Below are 21,168 nucleotides of genomic sequence, written 5' to 3'. Positions count from 1 at the left end.
TCGTATCTTTGTCGTACGATTGGAAAAAACAATCGACAAATCCTCATAAAAACAAAAAGATATGCATTCAAAAAATAAAAAAAGTCGATCGTTGCGCACCGGTTTCCATGCCCTCAGGGCAGGTGTGATGGCCCTCCTGTTAGGGGGATTTGTGCAGCAAACCCTCGGATGTATTGGCGATTATGCGCCCGATGCGGAATATTGCAACGTCTTTTCGCAGGAATTGATCAAAGACCCACGTTATGCTTCTTTCCTGCTAAGCTACGACAGTCCTTTCTACGAAAGCGTCGATCCGCAATGGAAGGTGCGCAATGCCAATATCGAGGAATGGCAGAAATACCTCGGACTGGACTATGATCAGGCGTATTGCTTAGTAATGAAAACTACCCGCACCGATATACAGGCGCTGACGAAAGGCGGCCAAACGACTGATCCGAAGCTGGCCTTCCTCACTCCCGACTTCATGCAGCGCCATAAGCAAGCATTGCTCTATCTGGCTTATGCCAAATACTTAGAGCCTTATATGCATATCATCCGCCAGTCTGAAAGCTGGAACTACTATTCCGAATACAGCGACCTCAAAGAGGTATCCGAATTAGATGAGCGGAAAGTGGTCAACGTTCTGATCCGCAGTTGGAATGCCGAAACGGATAAGGAATTGAAACTGCGCTACGGCTATCAGCTCGTGCGGTTCGCACATTACAATCGGAAATATGATGATGCCCTAACGTTGTTCGACAAATACGTCGAAACACTCGATTATAAGCCTGAAATATATTACTACGCACTCAGTCAGAAGGCCGGCGCACTCTACGGACTTGGGCGGGCACAAGAAGCTATTTCCGAGTTTATCAAAGTATTTACGTATTCTGCCGACCTGAAAGAATCGGCCTATGCCTCCGTCTTTCTGATTCATAACAATGACTATAACGAAAGATCGCAAACCGATTGGGACACGGAGCGTCTGTTGTCGTCCGTTCAGACGGACGCGGAACGCAGGTCACTTTACTTTATGCTCGGATACAAGGCTTTCAATAACCCCCTGAATGAATTGGAAAAGATCGTCGCATCCGATCCCGATGCTATCGAGGCGAAAGTGCTGATGGTACGCGCCGTCAACGCCATCGAACGGGAGGTGCTGGCCGACCGGTATTCCTATTCGTTGAAAACGGCTGACAAACGATATCCCTTACTCTCAGAAAAAGAAAGCGCAAATTTTCTGGAAGCGTCGTACAAGATGTCTTCCGGGATAGTCCGTTTGGCACACGAAAAAGACTTTTGGAATTTGACGACGGCCTATCTCTGCTTCCTGCGTAAAGATTTTGCACAAGCCCGCAAACACCTCGCACAGGTGACGGCTGCCGATGCGACTTACGCACGTCAGAAAGACATCGTCGCGGCCCATCTTTACATTGCCGAACAGACGCAGATCAGCCCGGAGACTGAACGCACTCTTCATGCTCAATACGCGCAGTGGCTCGACCGCAACAATCCGTCGAACCGGACGTTCCTCAATATCCTTGCCAACCGTTACTATCTGCAAAAGGAATATGCCAAGGCTTTCCTGATCGGCAATACGCTCACATCGGTGCGAAACAACCTCCAGAAACCGCTGCTCGACGAGCTTTCCGCATTTCACAGCAAGAAGAATAAAAACGAATTGGAGACGTGGCTCGATGAAAACCTTCGGGACGATTCGTTCAACCTCCTCTACGGAACCTTTTTTCTGAGGGAGGGTAACCTTGAAGCTGCCCATCGATATTTCCAGGCCGAGAAGCAAGCCCGAATACACGTCTCCGCACGTATCTTCGGATATAATATCCGGGAGTGGTACAGCGGCGTCGAGAAAGACGTGATGCGCAGTGATTATCTGGCAGACTTCCCCTTCATCAAAGAACGGATGAGCGAAAAAGATGTGACCGATGCATTGCTGAAGCTACGGAAAGCCGGTGAAAAGAACGATAACGAAGCGGCCAAAGCCAATTTTTTGATCGGAAACTTCTTCTATAACGTTACGACAACAGGGTATTTTCGCCACTACCTGCGCTTCGATACCGATAACAGCTATTTCTCGGAGAAATATTCGGATTATAACGAAGAGAAAGCCGGAAATAGCTATATGGACAATCCCGAACAGACCTTTTATGTGATTTACGGCGATGCGTATTACCGCAATACGACCGACCTGGCCGGACAGTACCTGCAAAAGGCGCTCCGGCAGGTGAAAGACGACGAACTGAAAGCGCAGATCCTTTTTGCACTGGCCAAGAACGAACTCGAACGTTCTTATAAAAAACAGGATTATTTCGCGGGCGTAAAAGATTTACCTGTCGAAACGGTAAATTATTTCAATCAGCTTGTGCAGTATAAAGAAACGGCCTTCTATAAAGATGCCTGTACATACTGCAAATACTTTGACGACTATGCTATCTTGAAGCTGCATTGATTCGGGCAGATAAACACGATGCGAAGCCGTGATGTTTAAAAAAAATCGTACCTTTGTCGACTGAATGATAGAGACAAAAAAACAAATCAAATTCAAAAAAACAATGAATAAAAAAGCGATATTAATCATTTGTGACGGCTGGGGAATCGGCGACAAGAAGAAAGACGATGTAATTTCATGTACTCCTACGCCATATTGGGATTACCTGTTGGAAACGTATCCGAATTCGCAGCTTCAAGCTTCGGGCGAAAATGTGGGGTTGCCCGACGGCCAGATGGGAAACTCCGAAGTGGGACACCTCAATATCGGTGCCGGACGCGTAGTGTATCAAGACCTCGTGAAGATCAACAAGGCTTGCCGCGATAACAGCATCCTGAAAAATCCGGAAATCATCCGCGCCTACGAATATGCGCGTACGACGGGTAAAAATCTTCACCTGCTCGGATTGACCTCGGACGGCGGTGTACACAGTTCGCTCGACCATCTCTATAAGTTGCTTGACATTGCCCATACGTACGGGCTTCAAAACACATTCGTGCATTGCTTTATGGATGGGCGCGACACCGACCCGAAAAGCGGCAAAGGATTTATCGAACAACTGACCGAGTATTGTGCGAAGAAAACGGGCACGGTGGCCGGCATCATCGGACGTTATTATGCCATGGACCGTGACAAGCGTTGGGATCGCATCAAAATAGCATACGACTTGCTGGTGGAAGGCAAAGGCAAACCGGTGACGGATATGGTGCAGGCCGTACAGGACTGCTACGACTCGGATTCGGAAACGCATAAAAATACGGATGAATTTATGGAGCCGCTCGTCAACAGCGCCGTCGACGGACGCATCAAAGAAGGCGATGTGGTCATCTTCTTTAATTTCCGTAACGACCGTGCCAAGGAACTGACCATTGTGCTGACACAGCAGGATATGCCCGAACAGGGAATGAAAATAATTCCGAACTTGCAATATTTCTGCATGACACCTTACGATGCAACATTTAAGAATATGCACGTGCTTTTCGATAAGGATAATGTGGAAAATACGATGGGTGAATATGTATCGTCCAAATCATTGAAACAATTGCATATAGCCGAAACGGAGAAATACGCGCATGTGACGTTCTTCTTCAACGGAGGCCGTGAGAAGCCGTTCGAAGGCGAAGACCGGATTCTCGTACCGTCGCCCAAGGTGGCTACATATGATCTGAAACCGGAGATGAGCGCTTACGAAATCACAGACAAACTCGTAGAAGCCATCCGTACCAACCGGTACGATTTCATCGTCTGCAACTATGCCAATGGCGATATGGTCGGGCATACGGGCGTGTACGAGGCGATTGAAAAAGCCGTCGTAGCCGTTGACGCCTGCCTGAAAGACACGATCGAAGCGGCAAAAGCAGCCGGTTATGAAGTGATTGTGATTGCCGACCACGGAAATGCCGATCATGCGTTGAATGAAGACGGCACGCCCAATACGGCACACTCACTCAACCCCGTGCCGTTCGTCTATGTGACCGAGAACAAGACGGTCAAGGTGGCTGACGGTATCTTGGCCGACGTGGCTCCGTCACTGCTTCATATCATGGGATTGGAACAGCCGAAAGAGATGACGGGTAAAAACCTGATTCAGGATTAACGTGCCCCCGTAAACGATCCTCAACACAAAAACAGAAAAGGGTGTGTACATAGAGCCGGCCGGAAGACCTGCTTGTGAACATACCCTTTATCGAATCTCCGATGATACAAATCGACGATACATTAGTCAGCCTCGACTTGATTGAACGCCAATTCTTCTGCGACCTTGCCAAATGCAAAGGCGAATGTTGCATCGAAGGCGACGCAGGGGCACCGATCGAAAAGGAGGAGTTTGACATCCTCCGCCAGATTCTGCCTGAAGTATGGGACGATCTCTCACCGGAGGCGCAGGAAGTCATCAACCGCCAGGGAGTCGCCTATATCGATGCGGACAGCGACATGGTCACATCGATCGTCGACGGCAAGGATTGTGTCTTCACGTATTACGACGCCGACGGCACGTGCAAATGCGCCATCGAAAAAGCGTATCGCGAAGGACGTATAGGTTTTATGAAGCCAATCTCTTGCCACCTCTACCCCGTACGTATCACACAGCACAAACATTTCCGTGCCGTCAACTACCATCGCTGGAAAATCTGTCGTGTAGCCGAAGTGCTGGGCAAATACAAGCGTATGCCCGTATATCGTTTCCTCCGTGAACCGCTGATCCGCTGTTTCGGAAGCGAATGGTACGAAGCGCTTGACGCCTGCGCCAAAGAACTCGGCCGGAAAGGATATTTCCCCTCCACCGAGTAAAAACCCCCTTTTTCATGCGATCGGCAATCATCCGTGCGTAAGCAATCGCTTCTTATAGGAGGAAAGGACCGGACAACGCTCTCTTTACTCCGCTATGACGAAATCAAGCTGTTTGCGTTCAAGGTTGGCCTGTGCAATTTTCACAGTCAGCGGGTCACCGAGACGATATGTGCGTTTGCGCCTCCGGCCTACGAGCGCATAGTTTTCTTCGTCGAACGTATAGAAATCGTCGTCTAAGTCGCGGATGGGCACTAACCCTTCGCATTTGTTTTCGTTCAGTTCAACATACAGCCCCCATTCCGTCACGCCCGAGATGACACCGTCGTAGACCCGGCCGATCTTATCGCTCATAAACTCTACCTGTTTGTATTTGACGGATGCACGCTCGGCGTTGGCCGCAATCTGTTCCATCTGCGAGCAATGGTCGCAATACTCCTCGTAGCGGTCTTTTTCCACACTTCTCCCGCCCGTAGCATAGCGTTCTAACAGACGGTGTGCCATCATATCCGGATATCGCCGGATGGGCGAGGTGAAATGCGAATAATATGGGAACGCCAACCCATAATGACCGATATTTTCGGTCGAGTAACGGGCTTTTTGCATGGAGCGGATAGCCAGCGTCTCGATCAGATTCTCTTCGGGCTTCCCTTGCGCTTTATCGAGCAGGTTATTGATGCCTTTCGTCAATTCGCTCTTGCTCCCGTCCGTTTTCAATTTATAGCCGAAGCGACGGATAAACCCTGCAAAATTCTTCATCTTCTCCGGATCAGGCTGTTCGTGAACACGGTAGACAAACGTCTTCTTGGTCTTCCCTTTGGGTTGTTTACCCATCGATTCGGCCACGGCACGGTTTGCAATCAACATAAACTCCTCAATGAGTTTGTTCGCCTCCTTCGACTCTTTAAAGTAAACGTTGAGCGGCTTTCCTTTTTCATCGATCTCGAACTTCACTTCGTATCGGTCGAAGTCGATCGAGCCGCTTGCAAAACGGATATTTCGCAACTGTTGCGCAAGATGATGGAGCGTCAGGACCTCGTCTTTGTAATCGCCCTGACCCGTTTCGATCACGTTCTGTGCCTCCTCATACGTAAAGCGGCGATCGCTTTCGATGATCGTACGTCCGATGCGCGAAGCCAGAATCTCGGCCTCATCGTTCATCTCGAAGATGACCGAAAAAGTCAGTTTCTCCTCATTCGGACGAAGCGAGCAAAGGTTGTTGCAAAGCGATTCGGGGAGCATGGGAATCGTGCGGTCGACAAGATAAACGGACGTTGCACGTTCGTAAGCCTCTTTGTCGATGATACTGCCGGGTTTTACATAGTGCGTCACGTCGGCAATATGTACGCCGACTTCCCAAAGGCCGTTCTCCAGCTTGCGCAACGACAGCGCATCATCAAAGTCCTTCGCATCTTTCGGATCGATGGTGAAGGTAACAACGCCGCGAAAATCTTCGCGCCCGGCACGGTCCTCGTCGGTGATCTCGGTCGGAATGCGGTTGGCCGCTTCTTCCACCTTTTCCGGATACGTGTAGGGCAGGCCGAACTCGGCCAGAATGGCGTGCATCTCCGTATTGTTATCGCCGGCTTTGCCGAGAATATCGATGACTTCGCCCAACGGATTCTTGGCACCTTCGGGCCACTCGATGATGCGTACCAAAGCCTTGTCGTTGTTCCGTCCGCCGTGCAAATGTTCACGCGGGATAAAGATATCGTTCGACAAAGTCTTGTCTTCCGTCACTAAGAACGCATAGTCCTTGGCAATCTGCAATCGTCCGACGAACGTACGTTTCTTATTCTCGAGCACCTCCATCACTTCGGCTTCCGGTTCGGCTCCTCTGCGACGTGCAAAAAGCTGCACACGCACCTTGTCGCCGTCCATCGCATGGTGCGAGTTACGTTCGGCTACGCGGATCGGTTCGCCCCCGTCTTCGGGCAGGAACGCGTTGCGGCCGTTGCTCCGTCGCTGGAAGATGCCTACGGCTACCGTACCGAGGCTGTTGAGGCGGAAACGTCCCGGCTCTACCTCGGCCAAAATACCGTCGTACGTCAGGTCATAGAGCAGATCGGCAACGTAAAGCTTCTGCACCTGTGCTTCGATGCCGATGGATTTACTGAGTTGTTTATAGTTGTAAATCGCCTTCGGATTCAGTTGAAAGGTGTTCAGGACGGCCTGTACAATGGCTTCTTTCTTCATTCGCTTGATGTGCGAAGCTTTCTGCTGTTTTTTGTCGTTTTTTCGATTCGGCTTTGTGGCCGTCAGGTCTTTCTTTTTTTTAATCTTCATTGTTTTCCTTCTTTAATTCCTGCCCAAAATAGTTCGGAGGCAAACCGACAGCCCCCGGTTTGCAGGCAAATATGCAGCCGCTCAGAGGATAGGCGGCCAATTCTTCGTCGGTCAACCCTTCGCGGGCTGTGGTAATGTAAAGCGTGTCCATGTTCCGACCGCCAAATGTACAGGAGGTCACGTTGGGTGCAGGAACATCCACTTTGGTGATCAATTCGCCGGTGTAGGCATTGTAGCAATAAACGCCGAAGCCTCCCCATTGCGCCACCCAGAGATTATCGTTCCGGTCGATAGCCATTCCGTCGGGCATCCCGCTGCCCTGCGGGATGTTGACTGCGATACCGTTGGCGATGATATCGCCCGAACGCGCGTCGTAACGGTAACGTTTGATTTTGCCTGTCGGCGTATCGTTATAGTAAATGTATTTTCTGTTTCTCGACCAAACGATACCGTTCGAGATGCTCACTCCTTTTACCATCGCATCCACGCGCCCGTCGGGACGGACACAGTACAGGGTCGCTTTTCCTTTTTCTCCGTCGTTGCTCATCGTGCCGACCCACAGCCATCCGTTGGGCGAACATTTGCCGTCGTTGCAGCGCAGACTGCCACCTCTTGTCTCGATCGGTGCAATTTCTTCCTTTGCCTTGCTTTTCAGATTCAGACGGATAATGCCGTTCTCAAGTGCTACCACCATCGTCTCTTCATTTTCAGGTACCACTGTGGTGACCTTCCGGTCGAACTTCCACGAACGGCATTTCTTCTTCCGCGGCAAAAACTCATACAGCGTCTTGCTTTCGATATCGACCCAGAACAGCGACTGCCGGTCGGGATGCCAGATTGCACCTTCGCCTAATTGAGCTTCGGTCTGATAGACGACTTCGGCATTGATATGCTCAACCTGCGAGCATGATACCGCCATACCCGTCAGCATGACGGCACACAGCAGAATAATTCCTATCTTTCCGAAGCCACGCATTATTTCACCTGAATGATCCGTTTGATTTCGCTTAACTTATTCAACGCTTCCAAAGGCGTTAAATTGTTCACATCTAAATTTTTTATTTCGTCACGCACCTGACCGAGCACCGGATCGTCAAGTTGGAAGAAGCTCAACTGATACCCTTCGCCGCCCGAAGCAAAGCCGCGAACGGGCTTCGCTGAGGCACCGTTCTGACCGTTACTCGCCTCCATCTGCTTCAGGATTTCATTCGAGCGTTTGACAATGCTTTTCGGCATGCCGGCCATCTTCGCGACATGAATCCCGAAGCTATGTTCACTCCCGCCCGGCGTCAGCTTGCGCAGGAAGATGACCTTCTTACCCGACTCCTTGACCGATACGTTGAAATTCCGAATGCGTTTGAACGAGCGTTCCATCTCGTTTAACTCGTGGTAATGCGTGGCGAAGAGGGTCCGTGCAGCCGCCTGAGGCTGTTCGTGGATATACTCGACGATGGCCCATGCGATGGAGATACCGTCGTAGGTGCTCGTGCCGCGTCCCAACTCATCGAAGAGCACAAGGCTGCGAGGCGAGAGGTTGTTGAGGATATTGGCCGCCTCGTTCATCTCGACCATAAACGTCGATTCGCCCACCGAGATATTATCCGACGCCCCGACGCGGGTAAAAATCTTATCTACGCGGCCGATCCGTACACTGTCGGCCGAAACGAAGCTGCCGATCTGCGCCATCAGCGTGATCAGCGCCGTTTGCCGCAACAATGCCGATTTACCAGCCATATTCGGGCCGGTGATCATCAGAATTTGCTGCTGTTTCTTATCCAAATACACGTCATTGGCCACGTACGGTTCGCCCGCCGGGAGCTGTTGCTCGATGACGGGGTGACGTCCGCCTTTGATGTCGATCACGTCCGAATCGTCGACCACCGGACGTATGTACCGGTTGCTCTGCGCCGTCTGCGCGAACGAGAGCAGGCAGTCGAGCTGTGCGATGACGTGAGCATCCTGCTGAATGGGACGGATATAGTTCGTCAGTTCGGCCACGAGCTCATTGAAGAGCTGCATCTCGAGTGAGAGGATTTTCTCCTCGGCGCCGAGTATCTTTTCTTCGTACTCTTTAAGCTCTTCGGTGATATAACGCTCCGCATTGACTAAGGTCTGCTTGCGGATCCATTCGGGCGGGACCTTGTCTTTATGTGTGTTGCGCACCTCGATGTAATAACCAAACACGTTGTTGAACGCGATCTTCAGGCTGGGAATGCCGGTACGCTCGCTTTCACGCTGCTGCACCCTCATCAGGTAGTCTTTGCCGGAGTAGGAGAGTTGACGCAACTCATCCAGTTCGCTGCTTACGCCGTGCGCCATGATCCCCCCTTTGTTGACGAGCGCCGGTGGGTCGTTGCAAATTTCTTTCGCGATACGCTCGCTGATGGCGGCGCACGGGTCTAACTGCTCGCCGAATGCCTGCAACGACGGCTCGTTGCCGTTCAGGCAGATCTCCCGTATCGGAGCGATGGCCTGCAATGCCGTTTTCAGCTGTACGACTTCGCGCGGCGAGACACGCCCGACGGCTACTTTCGAGATGATCCGCTCCAAGTCGCCGATTTCGCCGAGCAACCGGCACAGCTCGTCTTTGTCGTCCGGATGACGGAAGAAATATTCTACCGTATCTTGCCGGCGGCGGATGGCGTCGAGGTCTTTCAGCGGAAAGAGCAGCCAGCGCCTGAGCAGGCGTGCGCCCATGGGCGAAGTGGTGCGGTCGAGGATGTCGAGCAGCGAGATGCCGCCTTCGTTCATCGTCTGCACCAGCTCGAGGCTGTGAACGGTAAACTTATCGAGCCGCACATACCGGTCTTCTTCGATGCGCGACAGCGTGCTGATATGCGCAACCTGCGTATGTTTCGTCTGATCGAGGTAAATGAGGATAGCTCCTGCCGCAACAATACCCTGCGACAAATCGGCCACGCCGAAGCCTTTCAGACTCACGGTCTCGAAATGTTTGAGCAAACGCTCGTCGGCGGTGGAGGAAGTGAAGACCCAGTCGTCCTGCTCAAAGAGGCAGTAGCGCGATCCGAAAGTCTCGGCGAAGCGGCTGCGAAGGCCACGTTTGACAAGTACTTCCTTGGGAGCGAAATTGGTCAGCAGTTTATCGATCGTTTCGGGCGTACCCTCGGCCGTCAGAAACTCGCCGGTCGAGATATCCAGAAACGCAACGCCGCAGAGGCTTTTTCCGAAATGCACGGCGGCAAGGAAATTATTTTCGCGATGGTCTAAGACGTTGTCATTGATCGAGACACCGGGTGTGACTAACTCTGTGACACCGCGTTTGACGAGCTTCTTCGTCAGCTTCGGATCTTCCAGCTGATCGCAGATGGCCACCCTGCGTCCGGCGCGTACGAGTTTGGGCAGGTATGTGTCGAGCGCATGATGCGGAAAACCGGCCATCTCGACGTACTGTGCCGCACCGTTGGCACGCTTCGTCTGCACAATGCCGAGGATATCGGCACCGGCCACCGCATCTTCGCCGTACATCTCGTAGAAGTCGCCGACACGAAACAGCAGGATCGCATCGGGGTGCTTCGACTTGATGTCGAAGTACTGCTTCATCAATGGGGTTTCGACTATTTTAGACACAATCGGTTTTTACGTTTATTTTGTCTGAACAAAGATAACGCAAATTTTGCCGGCAAACCGTAATTTTCATGTTTAATTTTGTTAGCAGGCTTATTATTTGTCTGTTGTGAAAGGATTATGAGCGTTAACCGATGGTTGTTCAGCGGTCAGTATGCCGTGTAGGGGCGAACCTCGGTGTTCGTCCTTATCTTTTGGGTCATCGGGTTATCCGATCGCAAAGGTTACGCAACGCACGTGCGTTTGTTTAAGCAAAACATCTTAACCATTAAACAATTCAACATTTTATATCAGGCTTACAGCCCTCTGCAGAAGTGGGTATTCTTTTTTCCCCAACGCTTCGCTTCGCTACACATTGGGCTGAATTAACACACTCCTAATTATTGTTAATTGTCAGTTGTTAATTGTCATGTAGGGTACATGATTTGGTCTGTACCACGCATAACCATTGACTATTAACCATTGACCATTGTTCAAACGCCCCAAGGGCATACAAGGGCTGTAAGCCCGTTTTATTTCAGCCCCATCCCGCAAGGGTGGGGTAATTTGATTTCCTCCCTTGTTTTTTGAGGGCTGTAAGCCTGAATTAATTTATTAGCAATCAGTTTTCAGCAGTCAGCCAACAATTAAACAACTCAACGCCCGAAGGGCATCACTTTTCACTTTTAGTTTTTCACTTTTCTCATTTTTTAATCAACTTCTGTGTATACGTCTGTCCGTCTTTGACCACGCGCACGAAGTACAGTCCTGCCGGCAGTCCGGCCATCGAGATTTGGAACGTCGGCTCATTCGTCCGGAACGAGCGCAGCATCGTCATACCGCTCCATAGCTGGATTTCGTAGGGGATTCTCTCGGTCGAGAGTACGCTTAATCCGCTGACTTCGTCCGTCTCCGTCAGCTGCAAGGTCACTTCGTCCGTGGCCGGGTTGGGGGAGAGGGTGAAGGCACACATCGTTCTACTACAGGAAACCGCCGGTATTTGGACTTCTTTCCATGCTCCCCAACCACATTCACTACGTGCACGCACTGAAACTGTCGGACTTCCGGGCAATGGACTTAATGGAATAACTGAAACAATGAAGTTGTCAGCATATATACCATTATCGCCCGGATGATGAGTGATTTGCCAACCGTTACTGATTCTCCATTCATATTCGCGTATGTATCCAAAACGATTACCTCCCGGATGATCGGCCATTATGGCATTGGGATTATCGGTACATAAAGTACCGTTAGAATTCAAACTCTCGACAGTCAATGTAATATCTTGTGAAATAGGAGTGCCAAGACATATTTTTAGTGGAGTTAATATAACAGATGAATTGTTAATGGTTGCTCGAACTTCGCATATGCCGTTTCCTCCGCAAGTAAGTACTCCGCTCGAACTGTTTATAGTTGCAATATTTGAATTTGATACACTCCACTGCACCGTTGCTCCCGGCGGCAGATTTTCTACCGTATAGGTTGCTTGATCGCAGACGGACAAAGGGCCGGAGATACGATATTGATATCTATCTCCAACTCCAACAGCATACCAAGCATTGGTGACTTGTGCAACTTCGTAGGAATTGTTCCCAAATATATTGGAAGCGGCAGTAATTGTGGCCTCTCTAAATTGTGCAAAACTAATTTCTTGTTCAACACTTGATTGCAAAATCACGCTTTGTGTCCGATACACAATTCTTGCGGCATTGTTCATACCGATAGCCCCTACCCAAAAAGAGTTTCCGATATCATTGGTACCCGTTCCTCCTTCTGAAAGCAAAAAGAACCAATGGTTAATTACTCCGCTATTACGATGGACGCCGCAGTAATCATTCTCTGATATAGGTGTACAATTGTTTGTATTAATCCAGTACGTACCCAGATAGGTGTCGGGATCATTGAATTGGTTGGGATTCCTCATTGAACGTATGGCTCCGATATCTTCTCCCATCAACCAACGTTGTTTTTCCGGAGCTGATCGGGCTTCAATACAAGCTGCCCAAATATCGCTTAATGCCTCGTTGATAGCACCCGATTCTTTCCGATAAGCCAGGCGGGCAGTATGTCCGGTTACACCGTGAGCAATTTCATGGGCGCAAAAATCAAGCGTAGTAAATGGATCAAAATTCGTTCCTCGTCCGTATGTCATTCTGTTTCCATCCCAAAATGCGTTATCGTTATGTGTGTATCTCGGACTAATCATAGTTAAGTTTGCATTAACATAACTTAGCAGAGGGGCACCTCCATTGTCGTAACTGTTTCTACCATGTACCTGACGGAAATAATCGTAAGTCATTTCGGCTCCCCAATGGGCGTCCAGAGCTGCGTTGTCTCTATTCTCATTGTCGTGTTCAATCCAGTTGTTATCATTATCAACAAAATCGGTTTGGGAATATGTGCCGGTATTATTCATATTGTAGGTTTCAATCCGTACGCCGTTCCGTACTTCACGCAAGCGAAAACCTCCACCGAACGAATCCGTGATAATATTTCTGGTACCGCTGTATCGGGTTGTTGCCGTTCCCTGACTGTTGGTATGGTGTATCCTCGAATCCTTATCCAAAATTCTCCCGTCGATGGCATCCACATATACCATATATCGGCTTAACGGCTTATGGGCATAGATATCGAATTTATAAGCCAACCGGTATTGATTGCTACCCTGAAGAATATCTTTTACAATCACCATCTCTCCTTGGGGATAATACGTATCGTTCAAATATTCTTTTATCCAACGCTCTTCTTCCGGAATTTGCCATTTATACAGCTCTGCTCCGATATGTTTTATCGCGTGCTGCAACGCTTCGGACTCCGACAATTGGTCGGTGGTATTTACTTGGTCAATTTTTTGGAAATTACCGATGGCCGATTCCAATTGCCCTCTGTCGTTACCATGCAAAGCATACGTGCCATAGGCAACCCGGATACCTTTATAATATTGTAGATAATACTGATGCTTTGTCTCTTGTTTATCTACACTGGACTTTTCCAAGCGCCATTCATCAGCGGCCTGCATTTTGTTTATTGAGTTCAGTATCTCTTTTGCTTTGTTCATGGCAACAGGTACGGTGTCTGTCCGAAACCTCAGAGAGGTTACGATTCCGTCACGCTCTGTCTGTTTTTGTAAAACAATCTGAGCATTAATTGTATACAAAGCAATAAACCATACGCTTATTACGGATAAAATTTTGTTTTTCATATCGTTTTATTTTGATAAAGTTAAAAGATTAGTTTACTTTTTTGTAAACGGTGCTAAAGCCTCCTTTTCCTATATAATAAGAAAAAATTAAAGTGTTACCATCTTCATTTAAAGAGATTTCTTTTTTACCAACTAAGTACTGCAAATCCTCTGTTCCCTCTTTCGGGGTTATGGTTATATAAAATTTATCTTTTTCTTTACAGAGGACATAACTTCCATCCAAGATCACTTTTTTATTATCGGTAATCACCGGTTTATTGTCGATAATTTCCTTGTTATGGGTAGCCAATACCCGATCATCGATAAATGTTATTTCTCGCTTCTCTCCGGGAATAGGTTTAACTTCCCATAAAATTCCCGGTTGATAGGAAACAGTCCATTCCCATGTACCGATTATTTGCTGTTTCATAAGCTCGGTATCCGATAATTCTTTCTCACATCCCGCTTCTCCTATCAGCAAAAGCAAGGCACCTATCCATAAAATGATTTTTGTCTTCATATCTTCTTTTTTTTAAGGTTTATAATTACTTTCCGCGTTCCGGATATTTCTTTTACGCTGCGCCTCCGGTGCGGTCTGTGAGGCGCATCGAATTGTCGGGTGGAGTGTCGGTCGTTTTTCCATAGCCTTGCGTTTTTTGATGATACTACAAAGTTAGAAACATTTTTTGAGAATATGCAAATATTATGACTGTTTTTTTGCGTCGTTCTTTGCGTCCTTTGTGGTAAGATCACCGCAAGGATCGCAAAGGTTACGCAACGCACGCACGTTACACAAAGCATTCAGCGTTCAGTCGTCAGCATTCAGCCAGGCAATCAAAACAACTCAACCATTAAACAACTCAACATTTTATGCCAGGCTTACAGCCCTCCACAGGGAGATTGCTTTTTCTTCTTTTTTTTCAACTGTTTGTTGAACAGATCGTGCTATGATCGTGCGCCTTTTCTTCAAAGCCCAGTTCCAAGAAACGTGAGAAGGAGACTGAGTCATTGGGGATTCTTGCGTGGTACGGTTTTCGCATATCCACAGGAAAGGCAGGAGGTATCAACAACAGGATTAAGGTCATGAAGAGAAACGTATACGGATTTAGAGACGAGAGTACTTTATCCTACGACTATATGCGCTACATGATTGCCGTATCCCGCAAATTGTCGGATGGACCTTATTGGGTCGATGCTTTATCTTGATCTTGTTTTTATAAATACGTATTTGATTTTCAGTCTGTTGTATGTGTATGTGATTAAGATATCGTCGTTTTTAAGCCGAATGATGGCAGGATAGCTGAATTCTCCTTTTTCGTGTTTTTCAAGTATCAGGATGTCATTCCACGTTAATCCGTCCACACTTTCGGCAACGGTCAGGCGACTGCGGCCGTCCCACCAGTTTTCACCTTTAATGGCTGGATTATACACCAACAGTTTTACGCCGTTTGATAAACCCACGGCATCAATTCCCGAATTGGGATGCAAAATACCTGTTCCGGTTATCGGTGTCCAGCTTTGGCCGTTGTCGTTGGACCAACTTTGCAAAATTTCGTTGCTGTCGCTGCGTAAAAGCGCCTGAATACGATTTTCTCCGTAGCACAACAGCGTCGGTTGAATTACTTTGTATGAAGATGCCGTGTCGATAGGGACGCTTTTCCATTGCGTGAGATTCCTGTCAGAAAGTTCAATAAACGATTTCCAACGCGTATTTCCTGCCGTTTCGGTGCTGGATGGGTGCAGTACGGTTTTCCCTATGCGGATGGCTTTGTTTTTTATTGGCCCAAGGATTCCGTCGGGAAGTTTCGCGACTTTACTCCACGTTTTTCCGTCGTCAGTTGAAACTTTGTATTCACCCCACCACGTCGAAGGCGACGTACCCACTTTGTAGAAAAGGAAGAGCTTCGTTTTGTCGCGGTAGAGTACCGGATTCCAGCATGCATACCGAGTGGTATCATTCTGTATGCCGTCGGCAACGAGGGTGGGGGATGTCCAAGTTCCGCTGCTTAGCTCGGATAACCAGATGCTTACATCGTTGCTTCCTTCATGCTTTCCGCCAAACCATGCACACAGTACGTTTCCGTTTTCCATTTCCACCACGGTAGATGAATGGCACGATTGAAACGGTGGATTTTCGAAAACAAATCCTGAATCAATCACAAAATAAGGTGTTTGCGATGCAGCCAACCAAGTACAGCCGAAGAAAATAAGAAAAAAAATGCTTTTTGCAGACATAAAAAAATGATAAATCAATATACAAAACTCTCTTTCAGCCGGATATCGTTTGATGCGGCGCCAATCATTACCGTAAATTCGCCCGGCTCCACCACACGTTTTAAATCGGTGTTGAAAAAAGCAAGTTGTTCGGGGGTGAGAACGAAATTCACGCGGGCGGATTCGCCTTTTTTTAACGATATTTTAGCAAAATCTTTCAGTAAAACAGGTGGCACGGAAACCGAAGCCACGTGGTCGCGCAAATACAGCTGTACTACCTCGTCTCCATCGGTATTTCCGGTATTGGTTACGGTACACGAAACCGTGATGTTGCCGCCTTCGCGCGAGATTGTCAGGTTACCGTATTCAAATGCGGTATAGCTCAGTCCATAACCAAAGGCGTACAATGGTGTGGAGGTTCCTTCCACGTAATCGTTTGATTTTCCCAGCGAATAATACACCGGTAATTGCCCTGTCGAACGTGGCACGGAAATCGGCAATCGCCCTGACGGGTTTACATCGCCGAAAATAACATTGGCAACAGCATTCCCGCCTTCTTCGCCCGGATACCACGCCGTGAGCAGTGCGGAGGCTTTTTTGTCAGCCAAATTCATATTGAGCGGACGACCTTGTATATACACCATGATCAACGGTTTTCCGGTTGCGGCTATGGATTCGATAAGTTTTTCCTGATGGCCGAGCAGTGTCAAGGATTTTCTATCGTATCCTTCGCCCGATTCCATATCCGGAATCAGTTCATTTTCTCTGCTCGATACGGTTGCCGCGCCTGTCTCGATGTATTTGGTATGGAAATCGCGCGCGCTGGAACCGCCTACAACCAAAACAACGGCGTTGGACGCATTGGCTGCGCGAACGGCCTCATCGATGTTGCTTTGCGTGGTATCCCGAACGGCGCATCCTTTGACGTAACGAATCACGGTAGTGGGCGAAACGGCGTTTCTGATGCCTTCGAGTATGGTTACGATGTGTTCTTCGGGCTGGGGTGCGGTGTAATCGCCCAGTTGATTATAGAGATTATCGGCATTGGGCCCGATAACGGCAATACTGCCGATGTTTTTTGAAAGAGGCAGCAGATTGGCGTTATTTTTCAGTAGCACGATGCTCTCTTCTGCTACTTTTCGTGCCAACCGGTTGTGCTCTTTGCTTCGGATGATCTCCGTCGTGCGAGAAGGTTGAACATACGGACTTTCAAACAATCCCATTTCAAATTTCAGGCGCAAAATACGGCTTACGGCATCATCTATCTCGCTCATCGAAATCAGGCTATCGGTGTGCGCCTGTTCCATATTGCGGGTATAGGCCACGCCACCCAAATCCATTTCCACCCCGGCATTGAGCGCCATAGCGGCGGCGTGTTTGATGTCGGGGGCTACGCGGTGCGTAGTGGCAATGCCTTCGATGCTTCCCAAATCCGAAACCACAAAACCGTTGAAATCCCATTCGCCCCGAAGAATCTTTTTCAGAATATACGTGTTTGATGTGCACGGAACGCCGTCGACGGCGTTGTACGATGTCATCACGCTTTGCGCACCTGCTTTCACGGCCATTTCAAACGGCAGAAGATGTTCGGCGATCAATTCGCGCGCACCGATTTGCGCCTGCCTTCCGTTGTGCCCACCCACCGGAATGCCATACGCCGCCAAATGTTTGAGCGTGGAATAGGTGTGGCGGCCATCGGCGAAATCCTTGCCCTGCAATCCGCGCACAAACGCGCTGCCGAGAATGCCTGACAGCACAGGGTCTTCGCCAAAAGTTTCTTCTACGCGCGACCAGCGGGGCTCACGCGCCAAATCGAGCACAGGACCGTAAGCAATATGTGCTCCCTGCGAGCGGGTTTCGTGTGCGATGGCAGCACCCATTTTCTCAATCAATGTACGGTTCCAGGTGCTTGCCTGCCCAATGGACGTGGGAAAAACCGTGGTACCGATAGCCATGTGGCCGTGCATACACTCTTCGGCGAAGAAAATGGGAATACCCAACCGTGTGTTTTCCATGGCGTATTTCTGCAACGCATTGAGAGCCTCTGCCGAAAGCCGGGGATTTAATCCGGTTTCAAGTGTTTTTCGTGTCCACGGGTCGGCACGAAGCGTTGCCCAAAATGCACCGATGGGCATTTCGTCCATCTGCGAGAGGAATTTTTGAGACGGCCTCACGGTTTGATTATCCACTTTCTCGTACATTTCCCAACCGAGAAGGCAAGAGAGTTGGCCTATTTTTTCCTGCAAAGTCATCCGCGACAACAAATCCGCGACTCGCTCTTCGGTGGAAGCATTGTGGTTTTTGTAAATCGGCTGCGCCGATAATTGAAAGATATAGAAAACCGAAAAAATAAAAAAGAACATTTTTTTTATTTTAATTCACATTAAATGATCATACCGGCAATTCTTGTTTGCAGGGTTTCGGGGAAGTGCATACAATTAGCGAAAGTAAATCCTCTTTTTGAAATATTCTTGGTACGGATTTGTCCCGCAAAGTCATATAATCCGCCAAAGAGATAAGCGTATATTTGTTGCAGACACTTTAAACTCCCAGGCTTTGCCGTTTTCAAGAGACCACTCTCAAAGAGTTGGCAGGCTTTCTTCTTGCTCTGTCCGTCAATGGTGTTGTCGCTATAGATAAACCAATCGAGAAATGACATTGCTTTGCTGTTAGGTATTGCCTTTGCCAATAAGACTACGCCCTCGCTATCCAACATATCTGTCAGGCGCTGTTTCCCATCCGGGGCTTGCATTTTGAACCGGTTAGTACCACTAACCGGTTCGTTGTTCTCCTTTTTTTACTTTGTTTTAAGATACTTCCAATAGTTTTTTGTCTTCTGATAATCCTCTTGCTCGTTGATTGCTGCAATGATATCAAGTACCGAGAACCACCACTTATTGTGTTCATCGTCCCATACCGCCCTTACTTCACGGTCGTTGAAGAAACGAATAGATTTTTTATGTTGCTCTTTATGTTCTGCCATAATGAAAATCGTTATTCATCGTGAGTGTTAATCAAATCCTTAGGATTGACTTGTAAAATCTTGGCTATTTGGAATAGCAATTCAAGGCTTGGCTGGCCACGATTGCAAACGTATGAGTTCACTATCGTAAAACTCTTGCCAAGCTTCTCGGCAAGCCATGTTTGCTTGATTCCTTTCTCCTCAAGCACTTCTTTTATTCGATTCATGGGTCTATCCATTGTTTCCCATAAGCTGTTTGATAGCGCAAAGATATGAAATAGCATAGAAAAAGGGAAAGGATTTATTTCTCTTTCCCTGATGATACAAAAAAAGAGGGTGAAATCACTTTGTGATATACCCTCTTCTCTTCGTAACTTATACGTTTATAGCTTTGTATAGTACACCTTCTTTTTATGATGTGTGAGGTCGGACTACTTCACCTTCCAAACAAATCTGTGCTGATTTACAGCAGATTGTAATTACATGGTACAAATATGATTACTGAAATTGATTGCAAACAATCGGTTATATTGCCTTTATTGCTCTGCTTTTCAAGTTCTATCCGAGCTGTGAGTTCTTCTTGGTATGTGGTCATAAACTTGTTTAAGTCCATAAAAGCACACCCCACTAAACAATAGAACAGATTCTTGTATTCTATCTTTTCTGTTGCAGTGAATAGAGTTTTATCTCCTTCCATCGGTTCGAATGTTGCCTGCCACTCTCCTGCAAACATTTTACTATCCATCTCAAAACTGTAGAAAGAATGCGGTCTTTTCTCAAGTGTCTTGAATCGGATAGTTACGCCATTGGCTGTTTCTTCCCATTCTTCAAGATCCCCTTGGGTACAGATGATCTCCAAATCATCCAAAGAACTTCTGTAATGCCATTCTTGATTGTTGGTCACGATAGCAAAAACGACATCAACAGGGGCATTCAAAATGCACTGTTTTGTCTCTGTTCTGGTTCTTCCTATGAGCACGACAATCAATACAAGCAATAAAAGCATGCCCAATATTATGTACAACACATTCTTCACGTTCTATTTGATTATTATCCACTTTCCAGCCTTTGTAGAGCCTTCGTGCTTGATGACACCTTGCTTGGTCATATTCTTAATATGATATTTAATGCCATCAATAGTAATGCCGATAGATTGAGCTAATTCCTTTTGAGTAATTTCTGGCTTTGCCTGAATAGCTGCTAAAATCCTTTCTTGGGTAGTCTCTTGGGTAGTCTCTTGGATATTTCTTGGATGTTTCTCCCCCAAAGCCTTCTTCAAGATATTTTTGAGAAACGTTCTCAACCACCCGAAAAGCTGTAATCAATGAAAAATCAAAAGAGGCTTGCCCGTTACCGTTTTCTTCCAACTCCTTCTGAACTCGGTAGACTCCACGGCTGAATCGGTTTACATAGCCCAAGACTTTCATTGCTTCGGCAATAAAGGGATTCCGATAATCGCTAACATTGGGGAAATTGTCGGGACTGACCTTACCGTATAAGCCGCCAAGGTTTTGAATCTCGATGCGGTCGTCGTACTCATAAAACTGAATAGGAGCGTTACCCTCGTAATCCCTGTGCATAATGGCATTCATCAACAACTCTCGAGTAGCCCAATATGGGTACTTAGAAACTGTTTCTTCCCGGAGTACACTTACGGGAATGGGACGTTTTTGAGAGATACTTGTCTCGACAAAAACATCAATCTTAGGCAATACCCTACAAAGATTTCCGCTAAACTTATGTTCGTTGAGAATATCACCCGCACGATCCTTACCCTTGAAGCGAACATATTGAATATACGCCCCATGTACGTGCCGCTCAGGATTCTTTCCAAATAGGACAATAGCCCCATTAGTCGGACAGTTATAACGCAAATCATATAAGCCAAGGGAGGCGAGTTGATCCGTAATATCTCGTTTGTCTTCACCGAGAATATCCTCTGCCACAGCCTTGGGCAAAAATTCCTTACGAATGAGAGATACATCCAAGTCGTCAATGCTCGTTCCCAAACAAGGCATAGCATCAAAAGTATGAACGTTGGAGAGTCGTCTTTCGGTAAGTATCTTTTCTTCTGCCTCTGTTACAGTGTATTTTATTGGTGCAAAGTTCGAATTATCTATCAACTCATCAAATGCTAATGCTTCATAAAAGAACATTTTGTTTATTTCTAGCTCAAAGAATATG

At 47.8% G+C, this 21,168-nt stretch carries 13 protein-coding genes and 4 pseudogenes; 4 read left to right on the top strand and 13 right to left on the bottom strand.

All coding sequences use genetic code 11. The features are described 5' to 3' along the window. Nucleotides 1–61 precede the first annotated feature (61 nt). From BFO_RS03155 to BFO_RS03145, 3 genes are all read left to right on the top strand, one after another. A complete protein-coding gene (locus BFO_RS03155) occupies nucleotides 62–2,446 on the top strand; it encodes a hypothetical protein (RefSeq protein ID WP_014224149.1) in 2,385 nt (794 codons plus the stop codon). A gap of 103 nt (nucleotides 2,447–2,549) precedes the next feature. Then, nucleotides 2,550–4,082 (top strand): 2,3-bisphosphoglycerate-independent phosphoglycerate mutase, encoded by a 1,533-nt coding sequence (gene gpmI / locus BFO_RS03150; protein ID WP_041591079.1) that lies wholly within the window; start codon nucleotides 2,550–2,552, stop codon nucleotides 4,080–4,082. A 101-nt stretch (nucleotides 4,083–4,183) separates the two neighbouring features. Then, entirely contained in the window at nucleotides 4,184–4,777 is a 594-nt protein-coding gene (locus BFO_RS03145; RefSeq protein ID WP_014224147.1) for a DUF3109 family protein, read from the top strand. A gap of 84 nt (nucleotides 4,778–4,861) precedes the next feature. Here the strand turns inward: BFO_RS03145 and rnr are convergent, their stop codons facing one another. From rnr to BFO_RS03120, 6 genes and pseudogenes are all read right to left on the bottom strand, one after another. Next, a complete protein-coding gene (rnr, locus tag BFO_RS03140; RefSeq protein ID WP_014224146.1) occupies nucleotides 4,862–7,060 on the bottom strand; it encodes a ribonuclease R in 2,199 nt (732 codons plus the stop codon). Next, nucleotides 7,050–7,979, bottom strand: a complete 930-nt coding sequence (locus tag BFO_RS03135; protein ID WP_041591077.1) for an SMP-30/gluconolactonase/LRE family protein — start codon at nucleotides 7,977–7,979, stop codon at nucleotides 7,050–7,052. Before BFO_RS03135 ends, rnr begins: the two co-directional genes overlap by 11 nt. 56 nt (nucleotides 7,980–8,035) lie before the next feature. Beyond that, a complete protein-coding gene (gene mutS, locus BFO_RS03130) occupies nucleotides 8,036–10,621 on the bottom strand; it encodes a DNA mismatch repair protein MutS (RefSeq protein WP_394329999.1) in 2,586 nt (861 codons plus the stop codon). A 706-nt stretch (nucleotides 10,622–11,327) separates the two neighbouring features. After that, nucleotides 11,328–11,588 (bottom strand): annotated as a pseudogene (locus tag BFO_RS16550) (T9SS type A sorting domain-containing protein); the annotation flags it as partial. Nucleotides 11,589–12,224: 636 nt separating this feature from the next. After that, nucleotides 12,225–13,646 (bottom strand): annotated as a pseudogene (locus tag BFO_RS16545) (M4 family metallopeptidase); the annotation flags it as partial. A gap of 211 nt (nucleotides 13,647–13,857) precedes the next feature. Further along, nucleotides 13,858–14,328, bottom strand: coding sequence for a hypothetical protein (locus BFO_RS03120; protein ID WP_014224141.1), 471 nt, complete (start codon nucleotides 14,326–14,328; stop codon nucleotides 13,858–13,860). Nucleotides 14,329–14,822: 494 nt separating this feature from the next. Here BFO_RS03120 and BFO_RS16755 point away from each other — a divergent pair. Next, nucleotides 14,823–15,028: pseudogene (locus BFO_RS16755) on the top strand (transposase); the annotation flags it as partial. Here BFO_RS16755 and BFO_RS03115 read toward each other — a convergent pair. The 7 genes and pseudogenes from BFO_RS03115 to BFO_RS16015 form a co-directional block, all read right to left on the bottom strand. Continuing rightward, complete coding sequence (locus BFO_RS03115; RefSeq protein WP_197556422.1) at nucleotides 15,006–15,968, bottom strand: sialidase family protein; 963 nt, start codon at nucleotides 15,966–15,968, stop codon at nucleotides 15,006–15,008. The pseudogene BFO_RS16755 and the gene BFO_RS03115 overlap by 23 nt on opposite strands. Before the next feature lie 89 nt (nucleotides 15,969–16,057). After that, the gene (locus BFO_RS03110) at nucleotides 16,058–18,385 is read right to left on the bottom strand and encodes a glycoside hydrolase family 3 N-terminal domain-containing protein (protein ID WP_014224138.1); all 2,328 of its coding nucleotides are present in this window, start codon (nucleotides 18,383–18,385) and stop codon (nucleotides 16,058–16,060) included. A 44-nt stretch (nucleotides 18,386–18,429) separates the two neighbouring features. Further along, a pseudogene (locus BFO_RS13990) lies at nucleotides 18,430–19,005 on the bottom strand (BRO family protein); the annotation flags it as partial. 11 nt (nucleotides 19,006–19,016) lie between these two features. Then, nucleotides 19,017–19,223 (bottom strand): helix-turn-helix domain-containing protein, encoded by a 207-nt coding sequence (locus tag BFO_RS03100; protein ID WP_041590624.1) that lies wholly within the window; start codon nucleotides 19,221–19,223, stop codon nucleotides 19,017–19,019. 224 nt (nucleotides 19,224–19,447) lie between these two features. After that, nucleotides 19,448–20,020: an SRPBCC family protein gene (locus BFO_RS03095; protein WP_014224137.1), complete on the bottom strand. Its 573-nt coding sequence runs from the start codon at nucleotides 20,018–20,020 to the stop codon at nucleotides 19,448–19,450. A 3-nt stretch (nucleotides 20,021–20,023) separates the two neighbouring features. Next, nucleotides 20,024–20,161: a winged helix-turn-helix transcriptional regulator gene (locus BFO_RS16020; RefSeq protein ID WP_244262956.1), complete on the bottom strand. Its 138-nt coding sequence runs from the start codon at nucleotides 20,159–20,161 to the stop codon at nucleotides 20,024–20,026. Then, a complete protein-coding gene (locus BFO_RS16015) occupies nucleotides 20,118–21,140 on the bottom strand; it encodes an ATP-binding protein (RefSeq protein WP_099046119.1) in 1,023 nt (340 codons plus the stop codon). Before BFO_RS16015 ends, BFO_RS16020 begins: the two co-directional genes overlap by 44 nt. Nucleotides 21,141–21,168: the final 28 nt, after the last annotated feature.

Source organism: Tannerella forsythia 92A2 (assembly GCF_000238215.1).
GTDB lineage: Bacteria > Bacteroidota > Bacteroidia > Bacteroidales > Tannerellaceae > Tannerella > Tannerella forsythia.
This window is presented reverse-complemented; position numbering and strand designations above follow the sequence as displayed.

What these genes read in the sequence shown, in the direction of transcription:
- mutS (WP_394329999.1), bottom strand. Translation starts at nt 10,621, where the DNA reads ATGAAGCAGTACTTCGACATCAAGTCGAAGCACCCCGATGCGATCCTG.
- BFO_RS16015 (WP_099046119.1), bottom strand. Translation starts at nt 21,140, where the DNA reads ATGTTCTTTTATGAAGCATTAGCATTTGATGAGTTGATAGATAATTCG.
- BFO_RS03100 (WP_041590624.1), bottom strand. Translation starts at nt 19,223, where the DNA reads ATGGATAGACCCATGAATCGAATAAAAGAAGTGCTTGAGGAGAAAGGA.
- gpmI (WP_041591079.1), top strand. Translation starts at nt 2,550, where the DNA reads ATGAATAAAAAAGCGATATTAATCATTTGTGACGGCTGGGGAATCGGC.
- rnr (WP_014224146.1), bottom strand. Translation starts at nt 7,060, where the DNA reads ATGAAGATTAAAAAAAAGAAAGACCTGACGGCCACAAAGCCGAATCGA.
- BFO_RS03145 (WP_014224147.1), top strand. Translation starts at nt 4,184, where the DNA reads ATGATACAAATCGACGATACATTAGTCAGCCTCGACTTGATTGAACGC.
- BFO_RS03155 (WP_014224149.1), top strand. Translation starts at nt 62, where the DNA reads ATGCATTCAAAAAATAAAAAAAGTCGATCGTTGCGCACCGGTTTCCAT.
- BFO_RS03135 (WP_041591077.1), bottom strand. Translation starts at nt 7,979, where the DNA reads ATGGCGGTATCATGCTCGCAGGTTGAGCATATCAATGCCGAAGTCGTC.
- BFO_RS03120 (WP_014224141.1), bottom strand. Translation starts at nt 14,328, where the DNA reads ATGAAGACAAAAATCATTTTATGGATAGGTGCCTTGCTTTTGCTGATA.
- BFO_RS03110 (WP_014224138.1), bottom strand. Translation starts at nt 18,385, where the DNA reads ATGTTCTTTTTTATTTTTTCGGTTTTCTATATCTTTCAATTATCGGCG.